This window comes from Streptococcus sp. 20925_1_77, assembly GCF_041432125.1.
GTDB lineage: Bacteria > Bacillota > Bacilli > Lactobacillales > Streptococcaceae > Streptococcus.
This window is the reverse complement of the sequence record NZ_JAPVZB010000023.1, coordinates 1-22,476: the sequence shown is the minus strand read 5'-3', so window position 1 is coordinate 22,476 and position 22,476 is coordinate 1. Positions and strand designations below refer to the sequence as shown.

Annotated in this window: 22 protein-coding genes, 1 tRNA gene and 1 CRISPR repeat array; of the genes, 4 read left to right on the top strand and 19 right to left on the bottom strand. The window is 39.4% G+C overall.

Annotation, left to right across the window (positions count from 1 at the left end; translation table 11 throughout):
• Nucleotides 1–20 precede the first annotated feature (20 nt).
• The gene (rpiA, locus tag O3626_RS09790) at nucleotides 21–692 is read right to left on the bottom strand and encodes a ribose-5-phosphate isomerase RpiA (RefSeq protein WP_371496659.1); all 672 of its coding nucleotides are present in this window, start codon (nucleotides 690–692) and stop codon (nucleotides 21–23) included.
• Between the two features lie 162 nt (nucleotides 693–854).
• Between rpiA and mnmE the strand changes: the two genes are divergently transcribed.
• Nucleotides 855–2,228 carry a tRNA uridine-5-carboxymethylaminomethyl(34) synthesis GTPase MnmE gene (gene mnmE / locus O3626_RS09785; protein ID WP_371496655.1) on the top strand — a complete coding sequence of 458 codons (1,374 nt, stop codon included), beginning with the start codon at nucleotides 855–857 and terminating at the stop codon, nucleotides 2,226–2,228.
• A 43-nt stretch (nucleotides 2,229–2,271) separates the two neighbouring features.
• On the opposite strand, the gene O3626_RS09780 is transcribed toward mnmE, so the two are convergent.
• The 17 genes from O3626_RS09780 to O3626_RS09700 all read right to left on the bottom strand — a co-directional run bounded on the left by O3626_RS09780 (nucleotide 2,272) and on the right by O3626_RS09700 (nucleotide 19,186).
• Nucleotides 2,272–3,084, bottom strand: coding sequence for a PrsW family glutamic-type intramembrane protease (locus O3626_RS09780; protein WP_371496653.1), 813 nt, complete (start codon nucleotides 3,082–3,084; stop codon nucleotides 2,272–2,274).
• A gap of 115 nt (nucleotides 3,085–3,199) precedes the next feature.
• The gene (locus tag O3626_RS09775; protein ID WP_371496650.1) at nucleotides 3,200–4,168 is read right to left on the bottom strand and encodes a DUF6287 domain-containing protein; all 969 of its coding nucleotides are present in this window, start codon (nucleotides 4,166–4,168) and stop codon (nucleotides 3,200–3,202) included.
• A gap of 288 nt (nucleotides 4,169–4,456) precedes the next feature.
• Nucleotides 4,457–4,744 (bottom strand): hypothetical protein, encoded by a 288-nt coding sequence (locus O3626_RS09770; protein WP_350007570.1) that lies wholly within the window; start codon nucleotides 4,742–4,744, stop codon nucleotides 4,457–4,459.
• Between the two features lie 49 nt (nucleotides 4,745–4,793).
• Nucleotides 4,794–6,150: a CRISPR direct-repeat array (repeat unit 36 nt; unit sequence GTTTTGGGACCATTCGAAACAACACAGCTCTAAAAC).
• Between the two features lie 90 nt (nucleotides 6,151–6,240).
• Nucleotides 6,241–6,903, bottom strand: a complete 663-nt coding sequence (gene csn2 / locus O3626_RS09765; RefSeq protein WP_350007569.1) for a type II-A CRISPR-associated protein Csn2 — start codon at nucleotides 6,901–6,903, stop codon at nucleotides 6,241–6,243.
• Complete coding sequence (cas2, locus tag O3626_RS09760) at nucleotides 6,893–7,237, bottom strand: CRISPR-associated endonuclease Cas2 (RefSeq protein ID WP_065427741.1); 345 nt, start codon at nucleotides 7,235–7,237, stop codon at nucleotides 6,893–6,895. Before cas2 ends, csn2 begins: the two co-directional genes overlap by 11 nt.
• Entirely contained in the window at nucleotides 7,234–8,100 is an 867-nt protein-coding gene (gene cas1, locus O3626_RS09755) for a type II CRISPR-associated endonuclease Cas1 (protein WP_350007568.1), read from the bottom strand. Before cas1 ends, cas2 begins: the two co-directional genes overlap by 4 nt.
• On the bottom strand, nucleotides 8,100–12,275 hold the full coding sequence (gene cas9 / locus O3626_RS09750; protein ID WP_371496647.1) for a type II CRISPR RNA-guided endonuclease Cas9: 4,176 nt from the start codon (nucleotides 12,273–12,275) through the stop codon (nucleotides 8,100–8,102). The genes cas1 and cas9 overlap by 1 nt, the downstream gene beginning before the upstream one ends.
• Nucleotides 12,276–12,580: 305 nt before the next feature.
• Nucleotides 12,581–12,652 (bottom strand) — tRNA-Arg (locus tag O3626_RS09745).
• A gap of 43 nt (nucleotides 12,653–12,695) precedes the next feature.
• A complete protein-coding gene (gene rplS / locus O3626_RS09740; RefSeq protein WP_003003254.1) occupies nucleotides 12,696–13,043 on the bottom strand; it encodes a 50S ribosomal protein L19 in 348 nt (115 codons plus the stop codon).
• Between the two features lie 123 nt (nucleotides 13,044–13,166).
• Nucleotides 13,167–14,330 carry a chloride channel protein gene (locus O3626_RS09735; RefSeq protein WP_371496657.1) on the bottom strand — a complete coding sequence of 388 codons (1,164 nt, stop codon included), beginning with the start codon at nucleotides 14,328–14,330 and terminating at the stop codon, nucleotides 13,167–13,169.
• Nucleotides 14,331–14,376: 46 nt separating this feature from the next.
• On the bottom strand, nucleotides 14,377–14,649 hold the full coding sequence (locus O3626_RS09730; protein ID WP_045759363.1) for a chorismate mutase: 273 nt from the start codon (nucleotides 14,647–14,649) through the stop codon (nucleotides 14,377–14,379).
• 63 nt (nucleotides 14,650–14,712) lie between these two features.
• The gene (locus O3626_RS09725; protein WP_003007049.1) at nucleotides 14,713–15,156 is read right to left on the bottom strand and encodes a flavodoxin; all 444 of its coding nucleotides are present in this window, start codon (nucleotides 15,154–15,156) and stop codon (nucleotides 14,713–14,715) included.
• Between the two features lie 116 nt (nucleotides 15,157–15,272).
• Complete coding sequence (locus O3626_RS09720; protein WP_229289616.1) at nucleotides 15,273–15,962, bottom strand: hypothetical protein; 690 nt, start codon at nucleotides 15,960–15,962, stop codon at nucleotides 15,273–15,275.
• 97 nt (nucleotides 15,963–16,059) lie between these two features.
• Nucleotides 16,060–16,707, bottom strand: a complete 648-nt coding sequence (locus O3626_RS09715; protein WP_371496644.1) for a hypothetical protein — start codon at nucleotides 16,705–16,707, stop codon at nucleotides 16,060–16,062.
• Nucleotides 16,628–18,550: a DUF3114 domain-containing protein gene (locus O3626_RS09710; RefSeq protein ID WP_371496642.1), complete on the bottom strand. Its 1,923-nt coding sequence runs from the start codon at nucleotides 18,548–18,550 to the stop codon at nucleotides 16,628–16,630. Before O3626_RS09710 ends, O3626_RS09715 begins: the two co-directional genes overlap by 80 nt.
• Nucleotides 18,525–18,899, bottom strand: coding sequence for a DUF3958 family protein (locus O3626_RS09705; protein WP_023917933.1), 375 nt, complete (start codon nucleotides 18,897–18,899; stop codon nucleotides 18,525–18,527). Before O3626_RS09705 ends, O3626_RS09710 begins: the two co-directional genes overlap by 26 nt.
• Before the next feature lie 17 nt (nucleotides 18,900–18,916).
• Nucleotides 18,917–19,186 (bottom strand): TIGR04197 family type VII secretion effector, encoded by a 270-nt coding sequence (locus O3626_RS09700; protein ID WP_023917931.1) that lies wholly within the window; start codon nucleotides 19,184–19,186, stop codon nucleotides 18,917–18,919.
• Between the two features lie 148 nt (nucleotides 19,187–19,334).
• On the opposite strand from O3626_RS09700, the gene O3626_RS09695 reads away from it, so the two are divergent.
• From O3626_RS09695 to O3626_RS09685, 3 genes are all read left to right on the top strand, one after another.
• Entirely contained in the window at nucleotides 19,335–20,279 is a 945-nt protein-coding gene (locus tag O3626_RS09695) for a bifunctional oligoribonuclease/PAP phosphatase NrnA (protein WP_195623052.1), read from the top strand.
• A gap of 30 nt (nucleotides 20,280–20,309) precedes the next feature.
• Nucleotides 20,310–20,873: a lantibiotic ABC transporter permease gene (locus O3626_RS09690; RefSeq protein ID WP_371496639.1), complete on the top strand. Its 564-nt coding sequence runs from the start codon at nucleotides 20,310–20,312 to the stop codon at nucleotides 20,871–20,873.
• Between the two features lie 161 nt (nucleotides 20,874–21,034).
• A complete protein-coding gene (locus O3626_RS09685) occupies nucleotides 21,035–21,277 on the top strand; it encodes a type B 50S ribosomal protein L31 (RefSeq protein ID WP_003016441.1) in 243 nt (80 codons plus the stop codon).
• Between the two features lie 115 nt (nucleotides 21,278–21,392).
• On the opposite strand, the gene O3626_RS09680 is transcribed toward O3626_RS09685, so the two are convergent.
• Nucleotides 21,393–22,157, bottom strand: coding sequence for a (S)-acetoin forming diacetyl reductase (locus O3626_RS09680; RefSeq protein ID WP_201087792.1), 765 nt, complete (start codon nucleotides 22,155–22,157; stop codon nucleotides 21,393–21,395).
• Between the last annotated feature and the right edge of the window lie 319 nt (nucleotides 22,158–22,476).

Below are 22,476 nucleotides of genomic sequence, written 5' to 3'. Positions count from 1 at the left end.
ACCGATTTCTGTCCCACTATCTATTTTTCGATGATGACAGGACCATCTGGTGTCCCTACAATCACTTTTGAAATCATGTTCAAGAACAAACCGTGCTCTACGACGCCTACGGTGTGATCCAATTCATTGGCTAGAGCTTCTGCATTCTCGATCACTTTGAGATCTAAGTCAATGATAAAGTTGCCTTGGTCGGTGACAAAACGTTGATCATCCGCCAGACGGAAAGCAGGATGGTAGCCTTTTTGCTCAAAGTGACGGAAAAGATTTTCAGCCCCGTATTGCACTACTTCCACTGGAAGTTTGAATGCTCCAAGAGTTGCGACTTGTTTGGATTCATCCACGATCCAAATGCAGTCTTTAGAATTGGTTGCGACGATTTTTTCCATGAGGAGAGCCCCACCGCCACCTTTGATCCCGTTCAATTGAGGATCCACTTCATCTGCGCCATCCACTGTCACATCGACCACTTCGACATCGTCGATGGCCTTGAGCGGGATGCCTAAACTTTCAGCCTGATCATAGGTCACACTCGACGTTGTGACAGCTGTGATCTGCAGGCCTTCTTCTTTGATGCGACGACCCAATTCAGCCACAAAATAATAAGCAGTTGACCCTGTACCGAGACCGACAATCATGCCGTCTTTGACAAACTCAGCCGCTTTAATTCCTACCTGTTCTTTTAGGTTTACCATCATAGACCTCCTTTTATATTCTATTACAGTATAGCATATTCTGTAAGAGATTTCACTAATTAATTGAAACCCTTTCCATCATTTAGTTCTAAAAGCAAAACCTTGCCCGTCCGCTGACTTTACGATAGAATAGAGATGAATCTACAGGAAAAGAGAAATGACATGATTACTAAAGAATTTGATACCATTGCTGCCATCTCGACTCCTCTTGGTGAGGGGGCGATCGGGATCGTCCGCTTGAGCGGGACAGACAGCTTTGCCATTGCGCAAAAGATCTTCAAAGGGAAAGATTTAAGCAAGGTCGCTAGCCACACCCTCAACTACGGCCATATCGTAGATCCAGATAAGAACGAGATTCTCGACGAAGTCATGGTGGGAGCCATGCGCTCGCCGAAGACCTTCACCCGTGAAGACATTATCGAGATCAATACCCACGGCGGGATTGCTGTGACTAACGAAATCTTGCAATTGGTCATCCGTGAAGGAGCTCGTTTGGCTGAACCTGGTGAATTTACCAAGCGGGCCTTTCTGAACGGTCGGGTCGATTTAACCCAAGCTGAAGCCGTCATGGACATTATCCGCGCCAAGACCGACAAGGCTATGAACATCGCCGTTAAGCAACTAGACGGTTCCCTCTCCGACCTCATCAACAACACGCGCCAAGAGATCCTCAATACCCTGGCCCAGGTCGAAGTCAATATCGACTATCCTGAGTACGATGATGTCGAAGAAGCAACCACTGAGATCATCCGTGAAAAGACCCGTGAATTTGAAGCCCTCTTGACCAACCTCCTCAAGACTGCCCGTCGCGGTAAGATCTTGCGTGAAGGGATCTCTACTGCTATCATCGGTCGACCAAACGTCGGCAAGTCCAGCCTCCTCAATAATCTTCTTCGCGAAGAAAAAGCCATTGTTACCGATATCGAAGGAACCACCCGTGATGTTATCGAGGAATACGTCAACATCAACGGCGTTCCCCTCAAACTAGTCGATACAGCTGGTATCCGGGAAACCGAAGACATCGTTGAGCAGATTGGTGTCGAACGGTCGAAAAAAGCCCTCAAGGAAGCTGATCTAGTCCTCCTCGTCCTCAATGCTAGCGAGCCCTTGACTGATCAAGATCGCCAACTCCTTGAGATCTCACAAGATAGCAACCGCATCATTCTCCTCAATAAGGTCGATCTCCCAGAGAAGATCGAAATCGACCAACTGCCGGAAGATCATATCAAGATTTCCGTTCTGAAAAACCAAAACATCGATCAAATTGAAGACCGGATCAATGCCCTCTTCTTCGAAAATGCTGGGCTGGTTGAGCAAGATGCGACTTATCTTTCTAATGCTCGTCACATCTCCCTCATCGAGAAAGCTGTTGAAAGCCTGCAAGCGGTCAACGAAGGCTTGGCCCTCGGTATGCCGGTAGACCTGCTTCAAGTCGACCTCACCCGCACCTGGGAAATTCTCGGAGAAATCACAGGGGATGCTGCTCCAGATGAGCTCATCACCCAACTCTTCAGCCAGTTCTGTCTTGGAAAATAACAAAAATGCGTATGTGTGCACACATACGCATTCTTTTTTCGTTTTATTTTGCTTGTTCTAATCGCTCAACGGTTTGATAAGCTTGGTAGATCAGGAAGAGCCCCGTAGCATTCAAGACTGGAATCGCAATCGGCAACTCGGTCACGATTTGTGAGAAAGGTGAATTGCCAACAAAATGGAGTCCAAACCCAGCTACTAAGTATCCCCAGCCTGCTAGACGTAAATCCTTACGTCCTCTGCTTGCTTGGACAATCAAGAAGAGTCCTAGCATGACAAGGCCTGTGTAGACCCAATGAGACATGGGCGCATTGGCCACACGACCGAGAATCCCTGACACCGTGTAAGAGAAACCTCCCGGCAGGTCCTGACGAATATAGGCAAAGTCCTCCACGATCTGGAAACCAAGACCAGATGCAATCGCCAAGAGGAAGATCGACTTGATGCGACGGACGCTGAACAAATAGAGGACAAAGAAGATAGGGATCAACTTAAAGGGTTCCTCAAAGAGTGGCGCAGCGATGGCACTCTCGTACTGGTTCCAAAAGTCGCTATTAGGAGCGATCGCTTGAATCATGTCATGGAAATAAGTATTGGCAAAGCTAGACAACCAACCGGCAACAAAGCCCCCACCTAATAGAGAAAAGAGAACCGGTACCCAAGACAACTTCCACTTCTTAGCGAAATGAAAGAGAGCCCAAACAGCAGGAAGCGCATAAACCAAGAGGATCAAGGTTGAAAGTCCCACAATCCCGTACTGGCTACCAGACATCCAGCCTTCTGTCAGCGACTGGGTCTCATAGGCTAGGCCAATCGCTAGCAAGAGTAAATAGAGAAACAAAATCGATTTGCGTTTCATAAAAGACCTTTCTAAAGTGAAATGAAAAAGGCTGGAAGCCCAGTCTTTTCCGAGTACTATCATTGTAACAGGATCAGCTTAAAAAAACAATAAACTGAGCTCTCAAATCTAGCTCTTACTTCAGTACGGCAAGAATCTGACGAATCATATCTGGATCCCCATCTGGCAAGGTCACCGTCTCCGCATGATCCAAGATCCCTTGGGTAAATTGCGTCATAAACTCTTCACTATTGAGTTCATCAGCAGACTGTTGCCAGTGGCTCGGTACAGGATAGATCGTGACTGTTCCATCACCATTGGATGCATAAGTCACATGGCCTTCTGCAGAAATTGGTGTAAACAACTGACGAACATCTTTAGGATAGTCAACTCCTAGCCCACCAAAGTAAATTTTTGTACCAGCACTCTTTTCATTAATACTCAATTCTGTCGGTACAGACTTGATCACATAAGCCCAGACACGCGCAGCTTCGACCTGAGCATCGGTGTAGCCTGGATAATCATTCTGATCCGACTTCTTCGAAGATTTAACCTCGCTATCCGATCGAGTATTCCACTTCTTGGCCTTACTCGTCTTTGTCGTACTACTGCTATAGTCTGTATCAGCTTGCTCCCGATCTTTCGGTTGCTCTTTCTTGCGATAGTAGAAATTGTCATCATCGCCATAAGCCGGTGACTGACCAGCCCAGATCCGATCCTTAGACTTATCCGAAGCATCGTCTTTTCCCGCTTTCTGACCTTTTGGAAGAAGCAAGAGACCGTAGCCGCCAACACCCGACTTGGCACTAACCGTCATCTCAGCAATCTGGTCCTTCTGCTTAAAGCTCGATGCATCAAGCTCGACATCTTCGCTAACCAAGCCCTTGTCATCAAAGACCAGCTCATTGCCACGACCATCGATCCAAGTCCCCTTGATACTCGTGTAGTCCTTAGCTTTAATGGCTTTCAAGTCCATGCCAGACTGTTTCTTTTCTGAAGTGCTGGTCTGCTTGGTATCCGAACTCTTAGGTGTCACCGTCCTCTGAGGACGACCACACGAAGCCAAGACCAAAGCAGAAAGCACAACCACAAAACCTTTTTTCATATCAATCTCCCTTCACACACCTACTATTTTAGAAAAATAAGAAAGGAGAGTCAAAGAAAAAGTGGAGGGGGAGAATCAATTAATGACATAAAAGTCTGTAAAATTATGATTTGAATTTCTCAAGAAAAAGAAGCTCAATGTATCGAGCTCCTAGACCATCATTTTTTTGATTTTCTTATTTTGGGACCATTCGAAACAACACAGCTCTATAACTAGAAACACTGATACTATCAACTCCACACATCCCACATAGACAGTTTCCCTTATGTTTTTTAATATTCTTCAAAACTAAATCTTATACAAATTATTTAATTTTTCTAACTCTAATATATTCATACATACTTCTACTCCAGTAACTACCCCCTCGCTATGAATAAATCCACAAGAAAACACAATCCTCTCCTTACTCAAAATATTTGTCAATACTACTAATGCTTCTAAAACATAATCCTCTATTGTAATAAAACTATTGTCTTCATCTTTGAAAAATTTTATAAATCCAATATCCTTACACCTATCACCAAAATAAAACCTAAGTGATTTTAAATAATATTCAAAAAACACATCACTCTCCATAGAAAACCCCTTCATTTTTAAAATATTCTGTTATATAATTCAAAAAATAGTTTTGGGACCATTTGAAATAACACAGCTCTAAAACTATGAAAGATCAGATATCAAATTCAACAGAGTTTTGGGACCATTCGAAACAACACAGCTCTAAAACGTAGGCGCAGGATAACAACTTTCTAAGCATGTTTTGGGACCATTCGAAACAACACAGCTCTAAAACGTGAAGCCTCCCTGTGTTTGTGTTGGTTGTGTTTTGGGACCATTCGAAACAACACAGCTCTAAAACTCAAATCCCCTTGTAATGGCCTTGTTTATAGTTTTGGGACCATTCGAAACAACACAGCTCTAAAACCCATGCTTTCTACTTCATCAAAGTAATCAAGTTTTGGGACCATTCGAAACAACACAGCTCTAAAACTCAAACCCTTTAGCGTTTCGTTGCATATGAGTTTTGGGACCATTCGAAACAACACAGCTCTAAAACGATGGCGAGAACGAACCAGAACAAGTTATTGTTTTGGGACCATTCGAAACAACACAGCTCTAAAACGTTGTTCCTTGTACTTCATCTGCATATACTGTTTTGGGACCATTCGAAACAACACAGCTCTAAAACAATTCTGCCCAGCTATCAATATAGTCTTGTGTTTTGGGACCATTCGAAACAACACAGCTCTAAAACGGAATCAACGGCTACCTTGTAGAAGGTCGTGTTTTGGGACCATTCGAAACAACACAGCTCTAAAACCTCTTATCCCTATACCTTACCCATACACTTTGTTTTGGGACCATTCGAAACAACACAGCTCTAAAACGCGTGTGTGATCCATGTTAGGATAGACCCCGTTTTGGGACCATTCGAAACAACACAGCTCTAAAACTTACAAGAGATCTACTGACTTCAACAACACGTTTTGGGACCATTCGAAACAACACAGCTCTAAAACGTACAAAGAGATAGACTACTGGGTTGATATGTTTTGGGACCATTCGAAACAACACAGCTCTAAAACAAACATTTTACGAAGGTTTTTAAATAACACGTTTTGGGACCATTCGAAACAACACAGCTCTAAAACTTTAAAAGATTGTATCTGTTAATGCAATGAGTTTTGGGACCATTCGAAACAACACAGCTCTAAAACATGTACAGTAGACATATCAAACAGGCTCTTGTTTTGGGACCATTCGAAACAACACAGCTCTAAAACTACATTGACTTTCTAGGGGTATACATCCTTGTTTTGGGACCATTCGAAACAACACAGCTCTAAAACCCGGGAAGCTTTCTCATCAACTTCATTTCTGTTTTGGGACCATTCGAAACAACACAGCTCTAAAACATGAAGAACTTCATATCACCTTCATTGCCAGTTTTGGGACCATTCGAAACAACACAGCTCTAAAACCTCGTAGAATGATTTTTCTTTCGAAATTTCGTAATCGCGCCATTCGTCCTAGCTAGACTTCAGTCCGTATGAATCCCGTCATTACTGCTATTATAGCATATTTTCAGCATTCAAGAAATAATCTTTATCTAGTATAAATTGTGGAAATTTGTAGACTTGCCTTGGTTCTAAAAATAAGACAGGTAATTGATTTAATCCAATATATTCTATTAAATTTTCAATTTCTTTCTCTGATAAGTAAGCAGCTACATTTATAAAAACAAGGAGTCTCTTTTTTGATAGATATTTGAAAACCTGTACAATTTCCATGCACTTTTCAAATACAGTATCGCTTATTGTTTCTACTTTAACACCTAATGCTTCGATCAACTCTAAGATAGTGATTTCATCATACTCTAGATCCAATTCATTCTCCAAACACTCATAAGCTAATAATTCCGTAATTGTCACGACTAATTTCTCTATCATTGACTTCACTTCTGGTTTTTCATTCAATTGATTTTCTAAATCAGTATGAATCAATTTTAGCATGGAAGTTGAATTTAAATTATAGCCTAAAATATCAGTTATTACCAGAAGTTCGGATTCTTTTAATGATATCAGACGAGAGTCAAATATCTTTAAATCACTATCACCATTGTATTGATAAAATTGCTTCACAAGTTCTGAAAATACTTGCTGATCTTCAAGGGCTAAGAAGGTAGCATTTGTTATTGTTATTGCCTCATCTAATATAGGGAAATTAATCTTCATCTGAAAATTCCTCTCCTAAAAATACTAAACGTGAATCTGAATTTGCTACACTTGTATCTCTTTCACCGCATAAATAGATCATACGGGAAAACTGTTTTTCCGTGACTGTCAGCAATGTAATACTCCCTTTTTTAGGGTTATGGTTTTTTAATCGTTCAATCATTGCATTATTTGCTGAATTATTTAGCAACAACTTACTATAAATGGAAAACTGATGCATGATAAATCCTTCATCAATCAGAAATTGCCTAAATTTACGGTAGGCTTTCTTCTCCTCTGCTGTTTCAACTGGCATATCAAACATTAAAATCATTCGCATATATCGATAACTCATATCCTAAACTCAGGAACTCCTTTCTCAGGATTATTTAATGACTGAATGACTTTCTTCGTATAATCACTGACAATATTCGTTAAGTACATTTCTTTATCATTGTATTGAAAAGTATCTGAAAATATCGAGAATAATTCTCTTTTAATCTTCACAAATTCTGAACCTCTATTTTCATATACAATACGATCAATAATTGGTCGAAACGGCTCCATAATATCACTTGCGAGGTTAAATTGATTAAACTGATTCGCATGCTTCAATCCTAGCTGAGTCATACAACCTGATAACGCAATCTCACGCGCAAACATGCTCATTAATAAAGTATACCCATAATCCAATGCAGCATTGATATCATTATCTTGCTCACGACTAAAATCATTCCCAAATAAGGAATTAAAATATATTCGCGCAGCATGTCCTTCTCGATTATTTGGATCAAAAATTTCTAACCCATCATATAACTTTATGATTGATTGTGATTTTTCATAAAAACCACAACTTCCTAAATATATTGCTTGATTCAATATCTTTTGAGAAATGATGCTTGTCCATACAAAACCTTTAGTTTCTTCATTCCAAGAAATCTGTTTAGACAATTGTAAACTTGAATCATGACGTCCATAATAAGGCATTAAATGGGCAGTTGGAAGTCTTTTATCATCACAAAAGATCACTAACACATTCTCATCAATAAGCCGTTTTACAAGCATGGTCGACAAGACTATATCAGTTGTTTCAAGAAGTAAGATATCAATCTCGGACAGATGGATTAGTTCTGTCCGAGATGCATCTTTAAAAATTAAATGATTGTTTTTATAGGTTAATTTAGAATGAGTGTTTACAACTACTGTACGCCACCCCATTACTCTTCTCCTAATTTGCTCAAGTCGATCCGAGTTTCGTAAAGGCCTGTGATAGATTGATGGATGAGGGTTGAGTTTAAAAGTGATGAAGGTGTATAGTCTCTATAACGAGGAATTTTAACACCTAAAAATTCAAAATCAGAGGCACTTCCTTGCGAAGTTAACTCAAATAGTCCTGCATTTTTACTATTTTCTGGACCAATAAAACTGAAACAGATGTCTTTTATATCAACTGTTTCCCAATTAATAAATGATTCCCTGATTCTCTCTCCATTTTTTAAAGCTCCAACATACTTATCATTAAAACGAAGAACATATTCTAAAAGTTCAGCAAACTCTGCTCTATGTTTATTAACATACTCCAAGTGTTCCGGTTCGAGGGACTTGTTAATTCTCTTCGCATGGTATAAAAGAGTAGTATACTTGGCAGGAAGGACTAATTCGTTCCCTTTATGAATTTCTCCACGTTTATTGTTAGTCGATAAAATACTTGCTAGTCTTCTTCTTGTACCATCAGGAAACTCAAACAAACTATATTTAGGTAAAGTAATAGTTGATAGAATTTCTGTGTATCCTTTTTTAAGAAGATAATTTTCTTGGTTCTTTTCAAAATTTATTTTATCTAAAATAGAAATACCTTGGAACTCAAGAATTGTTTTTTGTTGTTTTTTTATTCCTTTCTCAATAATCGCTTTGACTAAGATTGCGTATGAATTAGAAATACCAGCGTAACCACCGTATTTTCGAGGGTCAAGCCCTTGTTTAATTGAGACAAGATTTTCTTTACTATCTTCAGATGGCTTAGGAGATGGATTCGAATTAAACAATCCTCTAGGTTTACCTCTATCTAACCCATGTGTTTGAATTTCTGTTTTCTTTACAATATTAACTTGTGGAAGAGCAAGTACTTTCTCTATTGTTGCGAAACCTTTCTCCTTATCCCAAGCTATTTCTCCAGTTTCTTCAGAATATTCTATTTTATCTCTTTTTACGATAGTCCCGTCTGCGTAATGCATCTCTTTTTTAAAGAAGTTCAACAAGTTTGTGTAGAAGAAGAACTTTTCAGTTGCTTTTTCAATTTCTTTCGGGTCTTTGCTTCTTGATATATACCTCTTAAGATCATGTTTTTGATAATCACCATATACGAATTCAGGCTCTAGTTTAGGATATTTCTTAAGGATCGCTTTAGCAACAACTGCATTTAAATAGGCATCATGCGCATGGTGGTAGTTATTTATTTCCCGCACTTTGTATAACCCAAATTCTTTACGGAAGTTGGAAACAAGATTAGATTTTAAAGTGATGATTTTTACAGTTCGAATTTTCTGTTTTTTGACATTCACTTCAGTATTGAAACGGGCATCTAAAATCTGTGCAACATGTTTTGTGATTTGCCGTGTTTCAACTAATTGACGTTTAATAAAGCCAACCTTATCTTGCCTGTCCAAACCACCACGTTCAGCTTTGGTTAAATTATTAAATTTGCGCTCTGAGATTAACTTGGATTTCAGTAATTGTTGCCAAAATCCTTTCATCTTCTCAACTATTTCAAGATCTGGAACATTATCAGATTTACCACGATTATCTTTTGAACTAGTTAAAACACGATTATCAAGAGAATCATCCTTAATAAAAGCTTGTGGAATGATATGGTCTATGTCATAGCTACTCAATTGATTAATATCAAGTGGATTTCCTGTGTACATATCTTTTCCATTTTGAAGATAGTAAAGAAAGAGGCGATCATTTTGGAGTTGAATATTATCTGTTGGATGTTCCTTTAGAATTTTGGAGTCAAGACCAAATGCTAAATTTTTTAATGAATCCTCAATTCGTTTATATCTTTGTTGAGAATTCTTTTTTCCTTTAGCAGTTGTCTGATTTTCTCGTGCCATCTCAATTACAATAGACTCGGGATCAGACCCCATAACTTTAACAAGTTCATCAACTAACTTTATACTCTGTAAAATTCCTTTTTTAATAGCAGGACTTCCAGGAAGATTTTGAACAACTTGTCGTAAATTATCTGTTTCACCCACAACTTGTGCGTTTTGGATAATTTCCTTGAAAGAAAGTCCATCATCTTTTATTAACTGCATAAAATTACGATTGCTCTTACCATCATCCATCAAGTAATCAAGAATACTATTGCCTGTTTGTTTATCCCTGATACCGTTAATCAATTTGGCAGAGAGTTTGCCCCAGCCAGTGTAATGTTTACGAGATAGTGCCTTAATCACTTTCTCATCAAAGACAGAATTATATTGAGCAAGACGTTGCTTAATCATTTCTCGGTCTTCAAAAATTGTGAGAGTATGGATAATCTTTTCAAGAATTTCTTCATTTTTAGGATCATCTATAAACTCTTTATCCTTGATAATTTTGAGTAAATCATGATAAGTAGAAAGACTAGCGTTAAATTGCTTTTCGATTCCTTTTATTTCGATTCCATCGTAACCATAAACATTATGAAGATAATTTATAATATCCTTTTCTGTTACTTTTCTTTGATTTTTAAAAATATTTTCTACTATTTTCCTTTTTTGTCCACTATCAAGGAATTCATAGTCTTTCATTCCTTCTGCAATAAATTTAACTTTTGTTAATTCATTGTAGACAGCAAATGTTTCATACAACAGGCTATGCTTAGGCAAAACTTTTTCTTCTGGCAGATACAAGTCAAAGTTTGTCATCTTATTGATGAAGTCTTCCGCAGATCTTGCTTTATCAACCATTTCTTCAAAATTCCATGGTCTGATTGCATCGTCAGAATTTCGAGTCAGCCAAGCAAAATCACTATTGCCACGAGCTAATGGGCCTACATAATAAGGAATACGGAATGTTAGGATCTGTTCGATTTTTTCTTTGTTCGTTTTTAGGAATGGATAGTATTCCCCTTGGTTCCGGAGAATAGCATTCATTTCTTGAAGATGAATTTGATGAGGGATAGAACCATTATCGAAAGTACGTTGTTTTCTCAAAAAATCATCACGTTCAATTTTTTCAAGGAAATAATCTGCTCCTTCAAATTTAGAAACCAGATTTTTGATATATTTGTAAAATCCTTCTTGAGTAGTTTTACCAACAATATATCCAGCATATCCATCTTTAGAATCATCAGAAAAAACTTCAGCATATTTTTCTGAAAGATTCCTTCTTATGAACTGTTTTAATGCCGAAAGATCGTTTTTATGATTATCATAACGTTCTATCATAGAGGCAGATAGAGGTGCCTTGGTTGCAGGATCTTTAACAGATAAAATCCCTGCTAGTAGTATGGCATCATAGAGTTTTTTTGCCACCACAAAAAGATCAGCATAATCATCCCCAATTTGCCCCAACAAACTTTCCAAGTCCTCATCATAAGTATCCTTAGAAAATTGTAGTAGAGCCTTTTCTTCTAAGTCAAAATGTTTTTTAAAATCAGCTTGATTCCCAACAATTAATTTTAAAAACTCAGAAAATAATCCCGTTGATTTCTCATCAGGAAATAGTTTTAGGACACGGTCTCTTTTAGAAGATTTACTAATCTTATCAGTAAAAATTTCCTCTACCTGTGCATTTTCTTTGCTAAGTGAACTTTCTTCAAAAATATTATCATAAATACATGTAAATTCATTAAAGATTTTTTGAATATCATTGTTTTTAATATCAAATGTGTCTTCATACAAAAAATGTCCACGATATTTAATTATATGTGCCAAAGCTAAATAGATTAAACGCAAATCAGCTTTCTCTTTCGAATCTGCTAGACTCTTTCTCAAATGATAAATCGTTGGAAACTGTTTATGATACTCTTTCTCTTCCTCTAAAGTTCCAAAAATTGGATATTTGCTTCCTCTCTTATCCTCAGGAACTAGGAATGAATCATCTAAGCGATGGAAAAAACTCTCATCCAGTTTATTCATTTCTGCAGCAAATATTTCTTGCAAATACAAAATTCTATTCCGACGTCTTGTAAGTCGACGTCTAGCGGTCCTTTTAAACCTACAATCTGCAGCAGTATTCCCTGCATCAAAAAGTAGAGCCCCAAGTAAGTTTTTTTTGATAGCCTTCGTGTTGGTATTTCCAAGAACCTTCATTTTTTTGGCCGGAACATTGTAATCATCTGTAATAACTGCCCATCCTACGCTATTTGTCCCGATATCTAAGCCAATTGAATATGGTTTTTTCATAATTTTCCTCCCTTATGCCTTGCATTTACGATGATAAAGTTGTAGAATAATGGTGTTGGGATTATTCGAAACAACACAGCAAGTTAAAATAAGGCTTTGTCCGTATCCAACTTGAAAAAGTGCGCACCGATTCGGTGCTTTTTTTGTGCTTATTTTCATCTATCCCTAATTAGTCATTATATTAACTTCATTTTACTCCTTCCTTCCTCAAAAATCAATTCATTATATGGAGATATTCCATCTATTTTTAACTTCATTCTTACACACAAAAAGGAACTCGCATGCACGAGTTCCCTTTTTCTTCATGTCCCCTGCCGGAATCGAACCAGCAACTACTCCTTAGGAGGGAGTTGTTATATCCATTGAACTAAGGGGACCTATAAAAAAAGAAGCGAGATCACTCCCGCCTCCTTGTTCGTCTTAACGACGGATTTCTTTAATACGAGCTGCTTTACCTTGCAACGCACGAAGGTAGTACAATTTCGCACGACGTACTTTACCGTAACGTACAACTTCAATCTTTTCTACACGTGGAGTGTGTACTGGGAATGTACGTTCAACACCGACACCGTTAGAGATTTTACGAACAGTGTACATTTCAGTGTGTCCTTGACCTTTACGAGCGATAACAACGCCTTCAAAGATCTGGATACGTTCACGAGATCCTTCGACAACTTTCGCGTGTACACGAACAGTGTCACCAGGACGGAATGCAGGGATATCAGTACGAAGTTGACCTTCAGTCAAGCTTTGGATTAATGGATTCATTTTATTCTCCTATCTTCGTCAATCTTGAGGGACCTCCCTCAGCGGATAAACTGTATTTTTGTGCTTCCATTACGCACAGAAACTATCATATCAGATAATTTCAGGTTTGTAAAGCTCTTTTCTCTACTTTTTCGCAACTTTTTGGCCGGAATAAATGCTCCACTCTTTTGGCAGGCAATAGGCGATGGCGCAAGCAATGACAAAGAATGGCAGATTGGCATAGCCAAAGACTTCTCCTCCGATCAAGATCGGTGCGAGCAAGGTCGTCGTCGCACTGCCAAAGACACTGGCATAACCGATAGCGGCCACGACTAAGACTGGTAAGCCCAGCATAGGAGCAAGAAAGACTCCGAGTGTAGCTCCGATCGCAAAGAGCGGTGTCACTTCTCCTCCTTGGTATCCAGCAGAGATGGTCACTACGGTAAAGAGGAGCTTCAAGATCCAGTCATAGCTCTGTGCTCTGCCCTGATGAAAAGCCACATCAATCAGATTGGTTCCAAGTCCACTATAAGTGCCAACCTTGGTCAGCTGGAGAGTCAAGAGGACCAAGCTAAGTCCAGCCCCTATAAGGGCAATCCGGATATAAGGATTAGGTAAGACTTGAGCGACTGTTTTCTTCAACCATGAAAGGCTAACAGCAAAGAGTTTCCCAGCGAGGCCAAAAGCTAGGCCAAGTAGAGCGACTTTGATCAAGGTCTCTGGTGTCCAGCTCAGCGTTTCTCTAAGTGGCACAGCAAATTTCTCCAAACCAAGGGCATGAGAGGTGAAGCTAGCCACGATCGAGGCGATAAGGGCAGGATAGAGAGCCATCAACTGCAACTCCCCAACTGTCAAGACTTCAAGAGCAAAGAAGGTTGCTGCGAGTGGCGTCTGAAAAAGCCCCGCAAAACCAGCTGCCATCCCAGTCATGAGAAAGATACGCGAAGCATCTGGAATCTTGATATAACGCGCAAAACGATGCGAAAGGGTCGCTCCGATCTGGACTGCTACACCTTCCCGACCGACCGAACCACCAAAGAGATGGCTCATCCAGGTCGTCAGCATGATCAACGGTACCAAGACCAAGGGGATTTTCTCCTCACGCGCGTGCCCGACATCAAAAATGAGGCCCATCCCTTTTGAAGCCTTGCCACCAAAACGTTTATAAAGATAAACGATGACAAGACCCGCTATGGCTAGAAAAAGAATCAAGGGCCAATGCTGGCTTCGAAAATCTCCAATCAGGAGAAGACCTTGACCAAAAATCATGTCAATGGCACCGACCAAGAGACCAATGAAAAGAGCCATCCCTGTTAGGACCACATACTGTTGTGCTTTTTGCTTGATCGATAGACTAGTCACGCGCCCTCACCTCCTCTTGGAAGTCTCTAGAGCGCTTCATCATATCTTGAAACTGAGCTTGAATAGTCGCACGATACTGCTCATCCGTCACGAGAGAGCCGACTTTCTCAAGTACCTCTCTTTCCCTTCCTTGATCGAGCACAGGTAAGCCCTGCTGCTCCTTATATTCTACAATCTGACCGACACAGACCATCCGTCTTTCCAGCAAGGCTACAAGCTCTTGATCGATCTGGTCAATGTCCTTACGAATCTGATCTAAATCCATGTGTCTCCTCTTTATTTTGGATATAAAGCGATGCTGTAATCCATCGATCCAGCCTCTTTGTCATTAATTTGCTTTTGCTACAAGTTCTTCTGCAAAGGCTTCTAATTTTTCGATGTCTTCGTCTTCTGCAGACAAATCAACTTTGACACACTCAGAACCTTTTTCAGCACCAGTCGCAGCGAAGCAACGGTCGAAATCATCAACTGCTTTACAGAATTCATCGTAGAAGGTATCACCTGATCCTACCACACCATAAAGTTTGCCTTTGAGATCAAGGCCAGCCAAATCTTCGTAGAAATCTTGAATCTCATCTGGAAGCTCTCCATCACCGTAAGTATAAGTCGCTACTACTGCGATATCCGCATCAAGGAAGTCCTCCGCATCCACAGTTGTACACTCATCCACATCTACTTCGACACCAAGATCACGGAATTTGTCCGCTACGATATCAGCAATTTCTTCAGTATTTCCAGTCATACTAGCAAAAACAATCTTCGCTACAGTCATAATTTCCTCCCAAAAGCTATTTCCCGTATTATACCACTTTTTCAAGCATTTTGCACGAAACCTTTCCCGATAAGCTGAAAGAAGGGACACGTTTCAAGAATTTGGACCGATTCAACCTAATCGCCCTCGTTTTCTTCTTGAATTGCTTTAATAGTTTTAATTTCTTCATCTAATTTCTTATCAAAATTAGCCTTATTTTTGAAGGGATACGAATAGGTGCGCCAAGTGTACCATTTGAGGCCTTCTTCACCCTTATAGTACCATTCGATTTTAGTGGGTAAGAATTCTTTGTTGTAGGTGATACGAACTTTGGAAAACTGACTATCCTTGATAGAATATCTACCTTCAAATTCAGGCGGATATTCCTCTTTCATTAATTTATCATCCACAAATCTTTTCGGTGAACTTGTAATCTGATAGTTAGATTTCTTAATTTCATCAGTAGTAATTTTCTTACTTAACAGAACTGACGATAGTTCTTCATTTACTGCAGATTTGTAATACTGTTTACGATCCCAGTCCGCTTTATAACCACCATAAACTGTATCGTCTTTCACTGCCGTTTCATCATTATAGTAATATTCTTTTTTCTCAAGGTCCACCCCAACCTCAAAATGCTCATCGGTAGAATCTCCCATTTTAATCATAACAAATTGTTTTTTCTTTAAAACATTCAATGCCGGTTGATTGTAACTGCAACTACTTAGGAATACTGCAATAAGTATTACGAGCAACACTACCACAATTTTTTTTGGAAATTCTAACCATCGTTTTCTTTTAATTAATTGTTTAACTTCTTTTATCATATCCATTTCATTCTAGCAAAATATACATCCAAAGTGAAGTGTTAAACTATTCAAAAAGCTGAGACATATGTAAGCTCAGCTTTATCTCAAAACTAGGTTAATCTCCCTCATTTTCCTCTTGAATTTCTTTAATATTTTCGATTTCTTCATCCAGCTTTTTATCAAAATCAGACTTATTTTTGAAGGGATACGAATAGGTGCGCCAAGTGTACCATTTTAGTCCTTCTTCACCCTTATAGTACCACTCAATTTTTGTTGGTAGAAATTCTTTGTTGTAGGTGATACGGACTTTGGAAAACTGACTATCCTTGATAGAATATCTACCTTCAAATTCAGGCGGTTGTTTTTCTTCTAATAATTTTTTATTGATGAATGAATCAGTTGAACGAGTGATTTGATAGTTGGAATCTTTTATATCTTTAATATTAATTTTGTGATTTAAAAGTGCTGAAGTGAGCTCAATATCCAAAGCTCTTTTATAATACTCCGCAGCACTATATTCCTGACTACCACCATACAATTTATTATTTTTTATTGCAGCTCCATGGTAATAAAAAAAATCTTTTTCTTTTAAATCAAAACCTGCACTGATTGATAATTTTTTATCATTATCTGAAATACTTTGAGTCTCAATATAACGTTTATTTATTAATATTGAATGAGTATCACTTATGCTCTTTGATGTACTCAGGGCTACGAGTATACTTATTATACCCGCGATCGCTAGGCTTAATGCCACTAGCATAACTTTTATATTTATTATACTCTTCCATTTTTTCTTTTTCTGACATTCCTTTTGTATTACGTTGCCATGCTTCATAATCTTCATGTCCTCCTCCTTTTACAATATCCGCGAATTGACCTACATGACCAGTTTTTTCATCTGTTTTACCCAAATCATCTTCATAGCGAAATAGTTTTTTTGCTTCAGTTCGAGTAGCTGGCTCAGGAGTGCCATCCACATCGAGCATTCCATGTTTACCTTCGTAAAACTTAGTAACATCAGAATTATCACCTTTTGAAGGACCATAGTTAAAGGACTCCGTATTTGCAATTTCTCTTAATTCTTCTTCAGAATAATGATCTGGGTTGGAATCATAGCGACCATTTGGAAGTTTGTGCTTGTCATAGGCATCCCATTGGCTATCAAACTCGCCGGTATCCATATTCACAATAAACTCCACCATCCGAGCATTGTTTAAATCATTCCCTTTAGATGAATTGCCTTTGGGTACTTGAACCTTCATATTATAGGGATGTTTGAAGCCATCTTTTGGAGTGAAGCGGTTATGGTAGTTAGAGCCAGTTGTATAATCAAATTCAATATTATTTTCTTTACCATATGCTAACAGTTTTTCGTAATCATTTGCTCCTTCGTAATGACTGCGAATATAGTAAATCGCTTGACGATCCAAATAATAGCGGAAGAAATGAACTTGTTGCCTAAGTGGATCCTTTTGGTAATTAAGATTTTCATTTCCAAACGCTTTTACCACATCCCGTCTGAAATACATGTTGAAATCACCGTGTGGTGGTAGGTTCTCTGAAATCTTATGGGTTTGACTTGTCAAATGCATAAACTGCTTTTTGTCCGTTTCTGCCCCCAATTGCTTAAGAACCAGTTTTACTTTCGCTTTTGAATCAAGTTTACTACTAGCATACATCTCTGTATAAATATCGGATCCAATCTCCTTGGTTTCCGCATATAAAGCATCTCTCCTTGCGTTTAACTCGCTACCTGTCTTGATATCTGCTGTTCTTTTTGAAACGCCTTTGACATAACCTTTGATGGCATCCTTATCCCAACCATCTATTTCTTTAAGGTTCACTGATTGTTCACGTAATCCCGTGAGAAATTGGTTATATTCGAAAGCTGTTACACCCTTTGGTTTCGTTGGCAAATATTCACTTTCAAACTCTTTATTCTTAATCGTTTCATTTACGAGATCTGACCAAGATAAATCCTTTGGAATAGAATACATTCCAGTATTTGGATCCCACGCTACGTTAATTTGATTGACAGCTATTTGAATAGCTTGGGCTAAAACATCAATTTCCCAGAAGATGCTTGGTGACGTTGCATTAAATGCTCTTAGTTTGTTTAATTTTTCTTGTAGTTTATTTCTAGCAGCTTTTACAATACCATCTAATATGTTTAAGCCTTGAAGTCGCTGTAATCTCTGCAACCGTTGAAAATCTCCAGCACTGGTCGATTGACTAGCTGCAATTTCATTGATCTCTGCATGAAACATAGCAATCATCCGATCACACTGTTCAATATCAGAAACCAACTTTTCTTCCTGTAAGTCCTCATCAGCCACCTCAGAGCGATAGGATTTTGGGAGCTTTTTCACACTTTCTTGTGTCGCATCCGCTAAAGCTACGCCGGCTTCTTTCAATGGCTTAACAACACTTGTCACAAAGGTTCTAAATGAGTCGTAAGCTTGGCCAGACAAGCGTGAGGCTGAGTTTTCTATTTGGGTTAATGATGTTTCTAGTGCCTCATAGGCTTTCAGTTGCTGCTCAACCATCGTCCCTGTGCTAGTAGCCTGACTATCCAAACTACCTCGATAAACTTCGATTCCCATCGTCACTCTCCTTTTCAAAGTTTAGTTTTTTTCGTTCGTGATAAATATCATTTAAATCATCTTCGATTGTTCTTTTTTGGATAGCTAATTCATCTATTTCTTCCAAATAACTAGTTGAAATTTTTCGCGATTCATGAAGGGCTTCCTCCTGAAGGTGGTCAAAAAAATTTCTAGAGGAAGGATAAGATTCAAATGCATTCCATAAAAAACGGTGTGCATCATAGCTATACGCTTCAAAGCGGTTCAAATCCTCTTCCAACTTTCTTGTTTCTTTTATAATGGCCCTTTCTTTCTGGAAAAGTTGGTCTTCTTTTTTTCTTAATTCTAACAGTCGTTGATCGTAATCCATCTTCCTACTCTTTCAACCTATTGCATGCTCGCAGCAGTCGCTTCATCCACTTCTGTAAATCCAGTTGAAACACTTTGTAGGTTGGTCCCGATTGATTCAATCGCTGCTGCAATTTCTTCTGCTTTGGTTTTAGCAGTATCAATGGCTTGATGGGCAGCATCATTACCGGATAGTTTGGTTTGTTCATCTTTTGAAGCTGATGCAACTCCCGAAAGTGTATCCCCACTATCTTTTAAAGAAGCCGCTAACTCTTGTGCTGTCTCAGCATTACTTTTAATTTCAATCATTCTAGTTCCTCCCATACTCAATCTATTCATTCATTCTACCAAAATATTGAATATCTGTAAAACCGCTTCCACTGCCCCTACATAGTGATAAATGCTTGCTGGATGGGCCTTTTTTATGTTAAAATTGACAGAGAAAATGAGGTAATGTATGAACGTAATGAATGACATTCTTGAAAAGATTCAAGCTTATGACACGATTATTATCCACCGTCATCAAAATCCGGATCCGGATGCGATTGGTAGCCAAGTGGGCTTGCGGGATCTCCTGCGTGCGCACTTCCCTCAAAAGCGGGTATTGGCAACTGGCTATGATGAGCCGACCTTGACTTGGCTAGCTGAGATGGATGACGTCAAGGATGAGGATTATGAGGGAGCTTTGGTGATCGTTTGTGACACGGCCAATACTCCCCGCATCGATGACAAGCGCTATACGACGGGAGATTTCCTGATCAAGATCGACCACCATCCAAATGACGATGCTTATGGTGATCTACTCTGGGTCGATACCGAGTCTAGCTCTACCAGCGAGTTGATTACCCTGTTTGCCAAGGAATTGGATCTCGAACTCCCGGTTAGTGCTGCTCGTCTCCTCTATGCCGGGATTGTCGGCGATACAGGGCGTTTTCTTTATCCTGCCACTTCGACTCGGACCTTTGAGATTGCTGCAACCCTTCGAAGCATTCCTTTTGATTTTACTTCACTTGCTCGTCAAATGGATACGATCAATCTCAAAACTGCTAAGCTTCAAGGCTATGTCTATGACCATCTCGAGATCGATGAACATGGTGCTGCGCGTGTGACCTTGACACAAGAGCTCTTGAAGAAATTCGATCTACGGGATTCAGAGACTGCTGCAATTGTCGGAGCCCCTGGACGCATAGATACCGTATCTGTTTGGGCCATCTTTGTCGAGCAGGCCGACGGTCACTTCCGTGTCCGGATGCGTAGCAAACGAAAAGTGATCAACGAGATTGCCAAACGACATAATGGTGGTGGCCATCCACTAGCGAGTGGAGCCAACTCCTACTCCCTCGAAGAAAACGATCAAATCTACAAAGAGCTACAAGAAGTGGCACGCACGAACGAAGGCTGAGAACGATTTCTCAGCCTTTTTATCTTGGTAATGGGGTTTTCATTTGCGGTAGCGATTCTTAGCTCTTTCTTGCCATGGGCAAACCTTAATGCTGGAAATTTTGGTTCATACACCTGGAATGGCCTTCGCGGAGATGGATGGTTTGTTATTATCTTCGCAGTCGTTGCGATTGTCCTTGCTTGCTTGAACGATGTAAAAACTTCACTACCAAAAGGTTTTGCAATTGGTGTTATCGTATCAGGGTCTCTCTCAACTGTTGTAACATTGATCGATGTTTTCGGTGTGAACAAGTACGCTGTTAATTTCAATGGCTATGGCTTTTCAATCGGCTTTGGGTTAATCCTTACTTTGATTGCAAGCATCGCTATTGTTGTGACTGGTCTCTTGGCGATGTCAGGTGGTAAAATCACTAAAGGAACCTTCGAAGAACTTGCTGAATCTGGTAAAGGATTTGCCCAATCTGTTGGACGCGTGACAACTTCTACTGTAAAAACTGCTGTAGATGAAATCAAAAAAGAAACACACGAACACACTGAAGGACAAGCTGATCAACCAGTTGAAGCACCAAAAGATCCAAATCAATCTGAACAATAATAATATTAGATTCACCTTGGCTTAGCCAGGGTGATTTTTTTGATCATTATTTTAAATAAAATTAGTGAAAATACTTGTCAAGATCCTGGAAATTTGGTAAACTAGCTTAGTAACAATCTATGGCTCGGAAAGAGACCATGGCAGAAAGGAAATATTGCAAAATGAAAAAAGATATCCATCCAGAATATCGCCCTGTTGTCTTCATGGACACTACTACTGGTTACAAGTTCCTCAGCGGTTCAACTAAATACTCTAGCGAAACAGTTGAATTCGAAGGTGAAACTTACCCATTGATCCGTGTTGAAATTTCATCAGACTCACACCCATTCTACACTGGACGTCAAAAGTTCACTCAAGCAGATGGACGTGTGGATCGTTTCAACAAAAAATACGGTCTCAAATAAGAACCAACACAAAACCACTTCCCTTTTGGGAGTGGTTTTTTTGATCTCTGTTTCTTTTATTGTGAACGCACAAAATAAGAGGTTAGGATGTTGATCCCAACCTCTGTTTTTTATCTTAATGGAACTGCATTCCACCATCCACGATAATGGTTTGACCTGTGATGTAGTTTGAGTCAGGTCCAGCAAGGAAGCTGACAGCCGCTGCTACATCTTCTGGTTCAGAAAGACGTTTCAAAGTGATATCTTTAGCGAATGTTTGCATACCCCATTCGTCGTCTTTGCCCGCGTTCTTACCAACTTCATGAGCAATGTCAAACATCATTGGAGTCTTCACGATACCTGGTGCATAAGCATTGACAGTGATGCCTGAATCCGCCAAGTCACGCGCCAAAGTCTGTGTGATACCACGAACTGCAAATTTAGTACCACCATAAACAGTCAAGTTAGGGTTACCTACAACACCTGCTTGTGAAGTTGCATTGATGATTTTTCCGCCATGGCCAAGCGCTTTGAATTGAGCTTGTGCAGCTTGAGAACCCCAGATCACTCCACCAACGTTAATAGCAAATGTACGTGTAAATTGTTCTTCTGTAATTGTATCAAGTGGTGTAGTTGGCGCAACACCTGCATTGTTCACGACAACATTCAAATCTCCAAAATGGTCAACAACCTTTTGGAAAGCTGCAGCCACTTCTGCTTGTTTTGATACATCGGCAACGACTGCAAAAGCATTTTCTGCGGACAACTCAGCAACTGCTTTTTCAGCTGTTTCAGCATTGTAGTCCAATACTCCAACCTTAAAGCCATCTTGCACCAAGCGTTTTGCGATTGCAAAACCAATTCCTTGACCAGCACCTGTGACAATAGCTACTTTAGACATATGATTCCTCCTTGGTATCAATGATACCAGCAAACGTTCCTATCAGAACAGCAAGGGTTGACAACTAGTTTTGATGGGATCTTTTATAAATATCCGACAAAACTATGCTAACAGTATACTCCTTTGTGAAAAAAGTGTCAAACTCTGGCCTGTTATTTTTTAAAAAAAGTTTATTTATATGATATTTTTATTTAGTGATAAGTGAACGAAAGCGTGAAATAGAGTAAAGCTTTTAGCCAAAACGGTTAACTGTTCTATTCTGTAAAAGCTACATGAGGCTGGGACAAAAGTCCTAGCCTCTCAATTATTTCTGGATTGT

What these genes read in the sequence shown, in the direction of transcription:
- O3626_RS09680 (WP_201087792.1), bottom strand. Translation starts at nt 22,157, where the DNA reads ATGTCTAAAGTAGCTATTGTCACAGGTGCTGGTCAAGGAATTGGTTTT.
- O3626_RS09735 (WP_371496657.1), bottom strand. Translation starts at nt 14,330, where the DNA reads ATGGCTCTTTTCATTGGTCTCTTGGTCGGTGCCATTGACATGATTTTT.
- rpiA (WP_371496659.1), bottom strand. Translation starts at nt 692, where the DNA reads ATGGTAAACCTAAAAGAACAGGTAGGAATTAAAGCGGCTGAGTTTGTC.
- cas2 (WP_065427741.1), bottom strand. Translation starts at nt 7,237, where the DNA reads ATGAGTTATCGATATATGCGAATGATTTTAATGTTTGATATGCCAGTT.
- O3626_RS09715 (WP_371496644.1), bottom strand. Translation starts at nt 16,707, where the DNA reads ATGCTAGTGGCATTAAGCCTAGCGATCGCGGGTATAATAAGTATACTC.
- O3626_RS09710 (WP_371496642.1), bottom strand. Translation starts at nt 18,550, where the DNA reads ATGGGAATCGAAGTTTATCGAGGTAGTTTGGATAGTCAGGCTACTAGC.
- O3626_RS09725 (WP_003007049.1), bottom strand. Translation starts at nt 15,156, where the DNA reads ATGACTGTAGCGAAGATTGTTTTTGCTAGTATGACTGGAAATACTGAA.
- O3626_RS09700 (WP_023917931.1), bottom strand. Translation starts at nt 19,186, where the DNA reads ATGATTGAAATTAAAAGTAATGCTGAGACAGCACAAGAGTTAGCGGCT.
- O3626_RS09695 (WP_195623052.1), top strand. Translation starts at nt 19,335, where the DNA reads ATGAACGTAATGAATGACATTCTTGAAAAGATTCAAGCTTATGACACG.
- rplS (WP_003003254.1), bottom strand. Translation starts at nt 13,043, where the DNA reads ATGAATCCATTAATCCAAAGCTTGACTGAAGGTCAACTTCGTACTGAT.
- O3626_RS09705 (WP_023917933.1), bottom strand. Translation starts at nt 18,899, where the DNA reads ATGGATTACGATCAACGACTGTTAGAATTAAGAAAAAAAGAAGACCAA.
- O3626_RS09775 (WP_371496650.1), bottom strand. Translation starts at nt 4,168, where the DNA reads ATGAAAAAAGGTTTTGTGGTTGTGCTTTCTGCTTTGGTCTTGGCTTCG.
- O3626_RS09730 (WP_045759363.1), bottom strand. Translation starts at nt 14,649, where the DNA reads ATGGATTTAGATCAGATTCGTAAGGACATTGACCAGATCGATCAAGAG.
- mnmE (WP_371496655.1), top strand. Translation starts at nt 855, where the DNA reads ATGATTACTAAAGAATTTGATACCATTGCTGCCATCTCGACTCCTCTT.
- csn2 (WP_350007569.1), bottom strand. Translation starts at nt 6,903, where the DNA reads ATGAAGATTAATTTCCCTATATTAGATGAGGCAATAACAATAACAAAT.
- O3626_RS09770 (WP_350007570.1), bottom strand. Translation starts at nt 4,744, where the DNA reads ATGGAGAGTGATGTGTTTTTTGAATATTATTTAAAATCACTTAGGTTT.
- cas1 (WP_350007568.1), bottom strand. Translation starts at nt 8,100, where the DNA reads ATGGGGTGGCGTACAGTAGTTGTAAACACTCATTCTAAATTAACCTAT.
- O3626_RS09690 (WP_371496639.1), top strand. Translation starts at nt 20,310, where the DNA reads ATGGGGTTTTCATTTGCGGTAGCGATTCTTAGCTCTTTCTTGCCATGG.
- O3626_RS09685 (WP_003016441.1), top strand. Translation starts at nt 21,035, where the DNA reads ATGAAAAAAGATATCCATCCAGAATATCGCCCTGTTGTCTTCATGGAC.
- O3626_RS09780 (WP_371496653.1), bottom strand. Translation starts at nt 3,084, where the DNA reads ATGAAACGCAAATCGATTTTGTTTCTCTATTTACTCTTGCTAGCGATT.
- O3626_RS09720 (WP_229289616.1), bottom strand. Translation starts at nt 15,962, where the DNA reads ATGATAAAAGAAGTTAAACAATTAATTAAAAGAAAACGATGGTTAGAA.
- cas9 (WP_371496647.1), bottom strand. Translation starts at nt 12,275, where the DNA reads ATGAAAAAACCATATTCAATTGGCTTAGATATCGGGACAAATAGCGTA.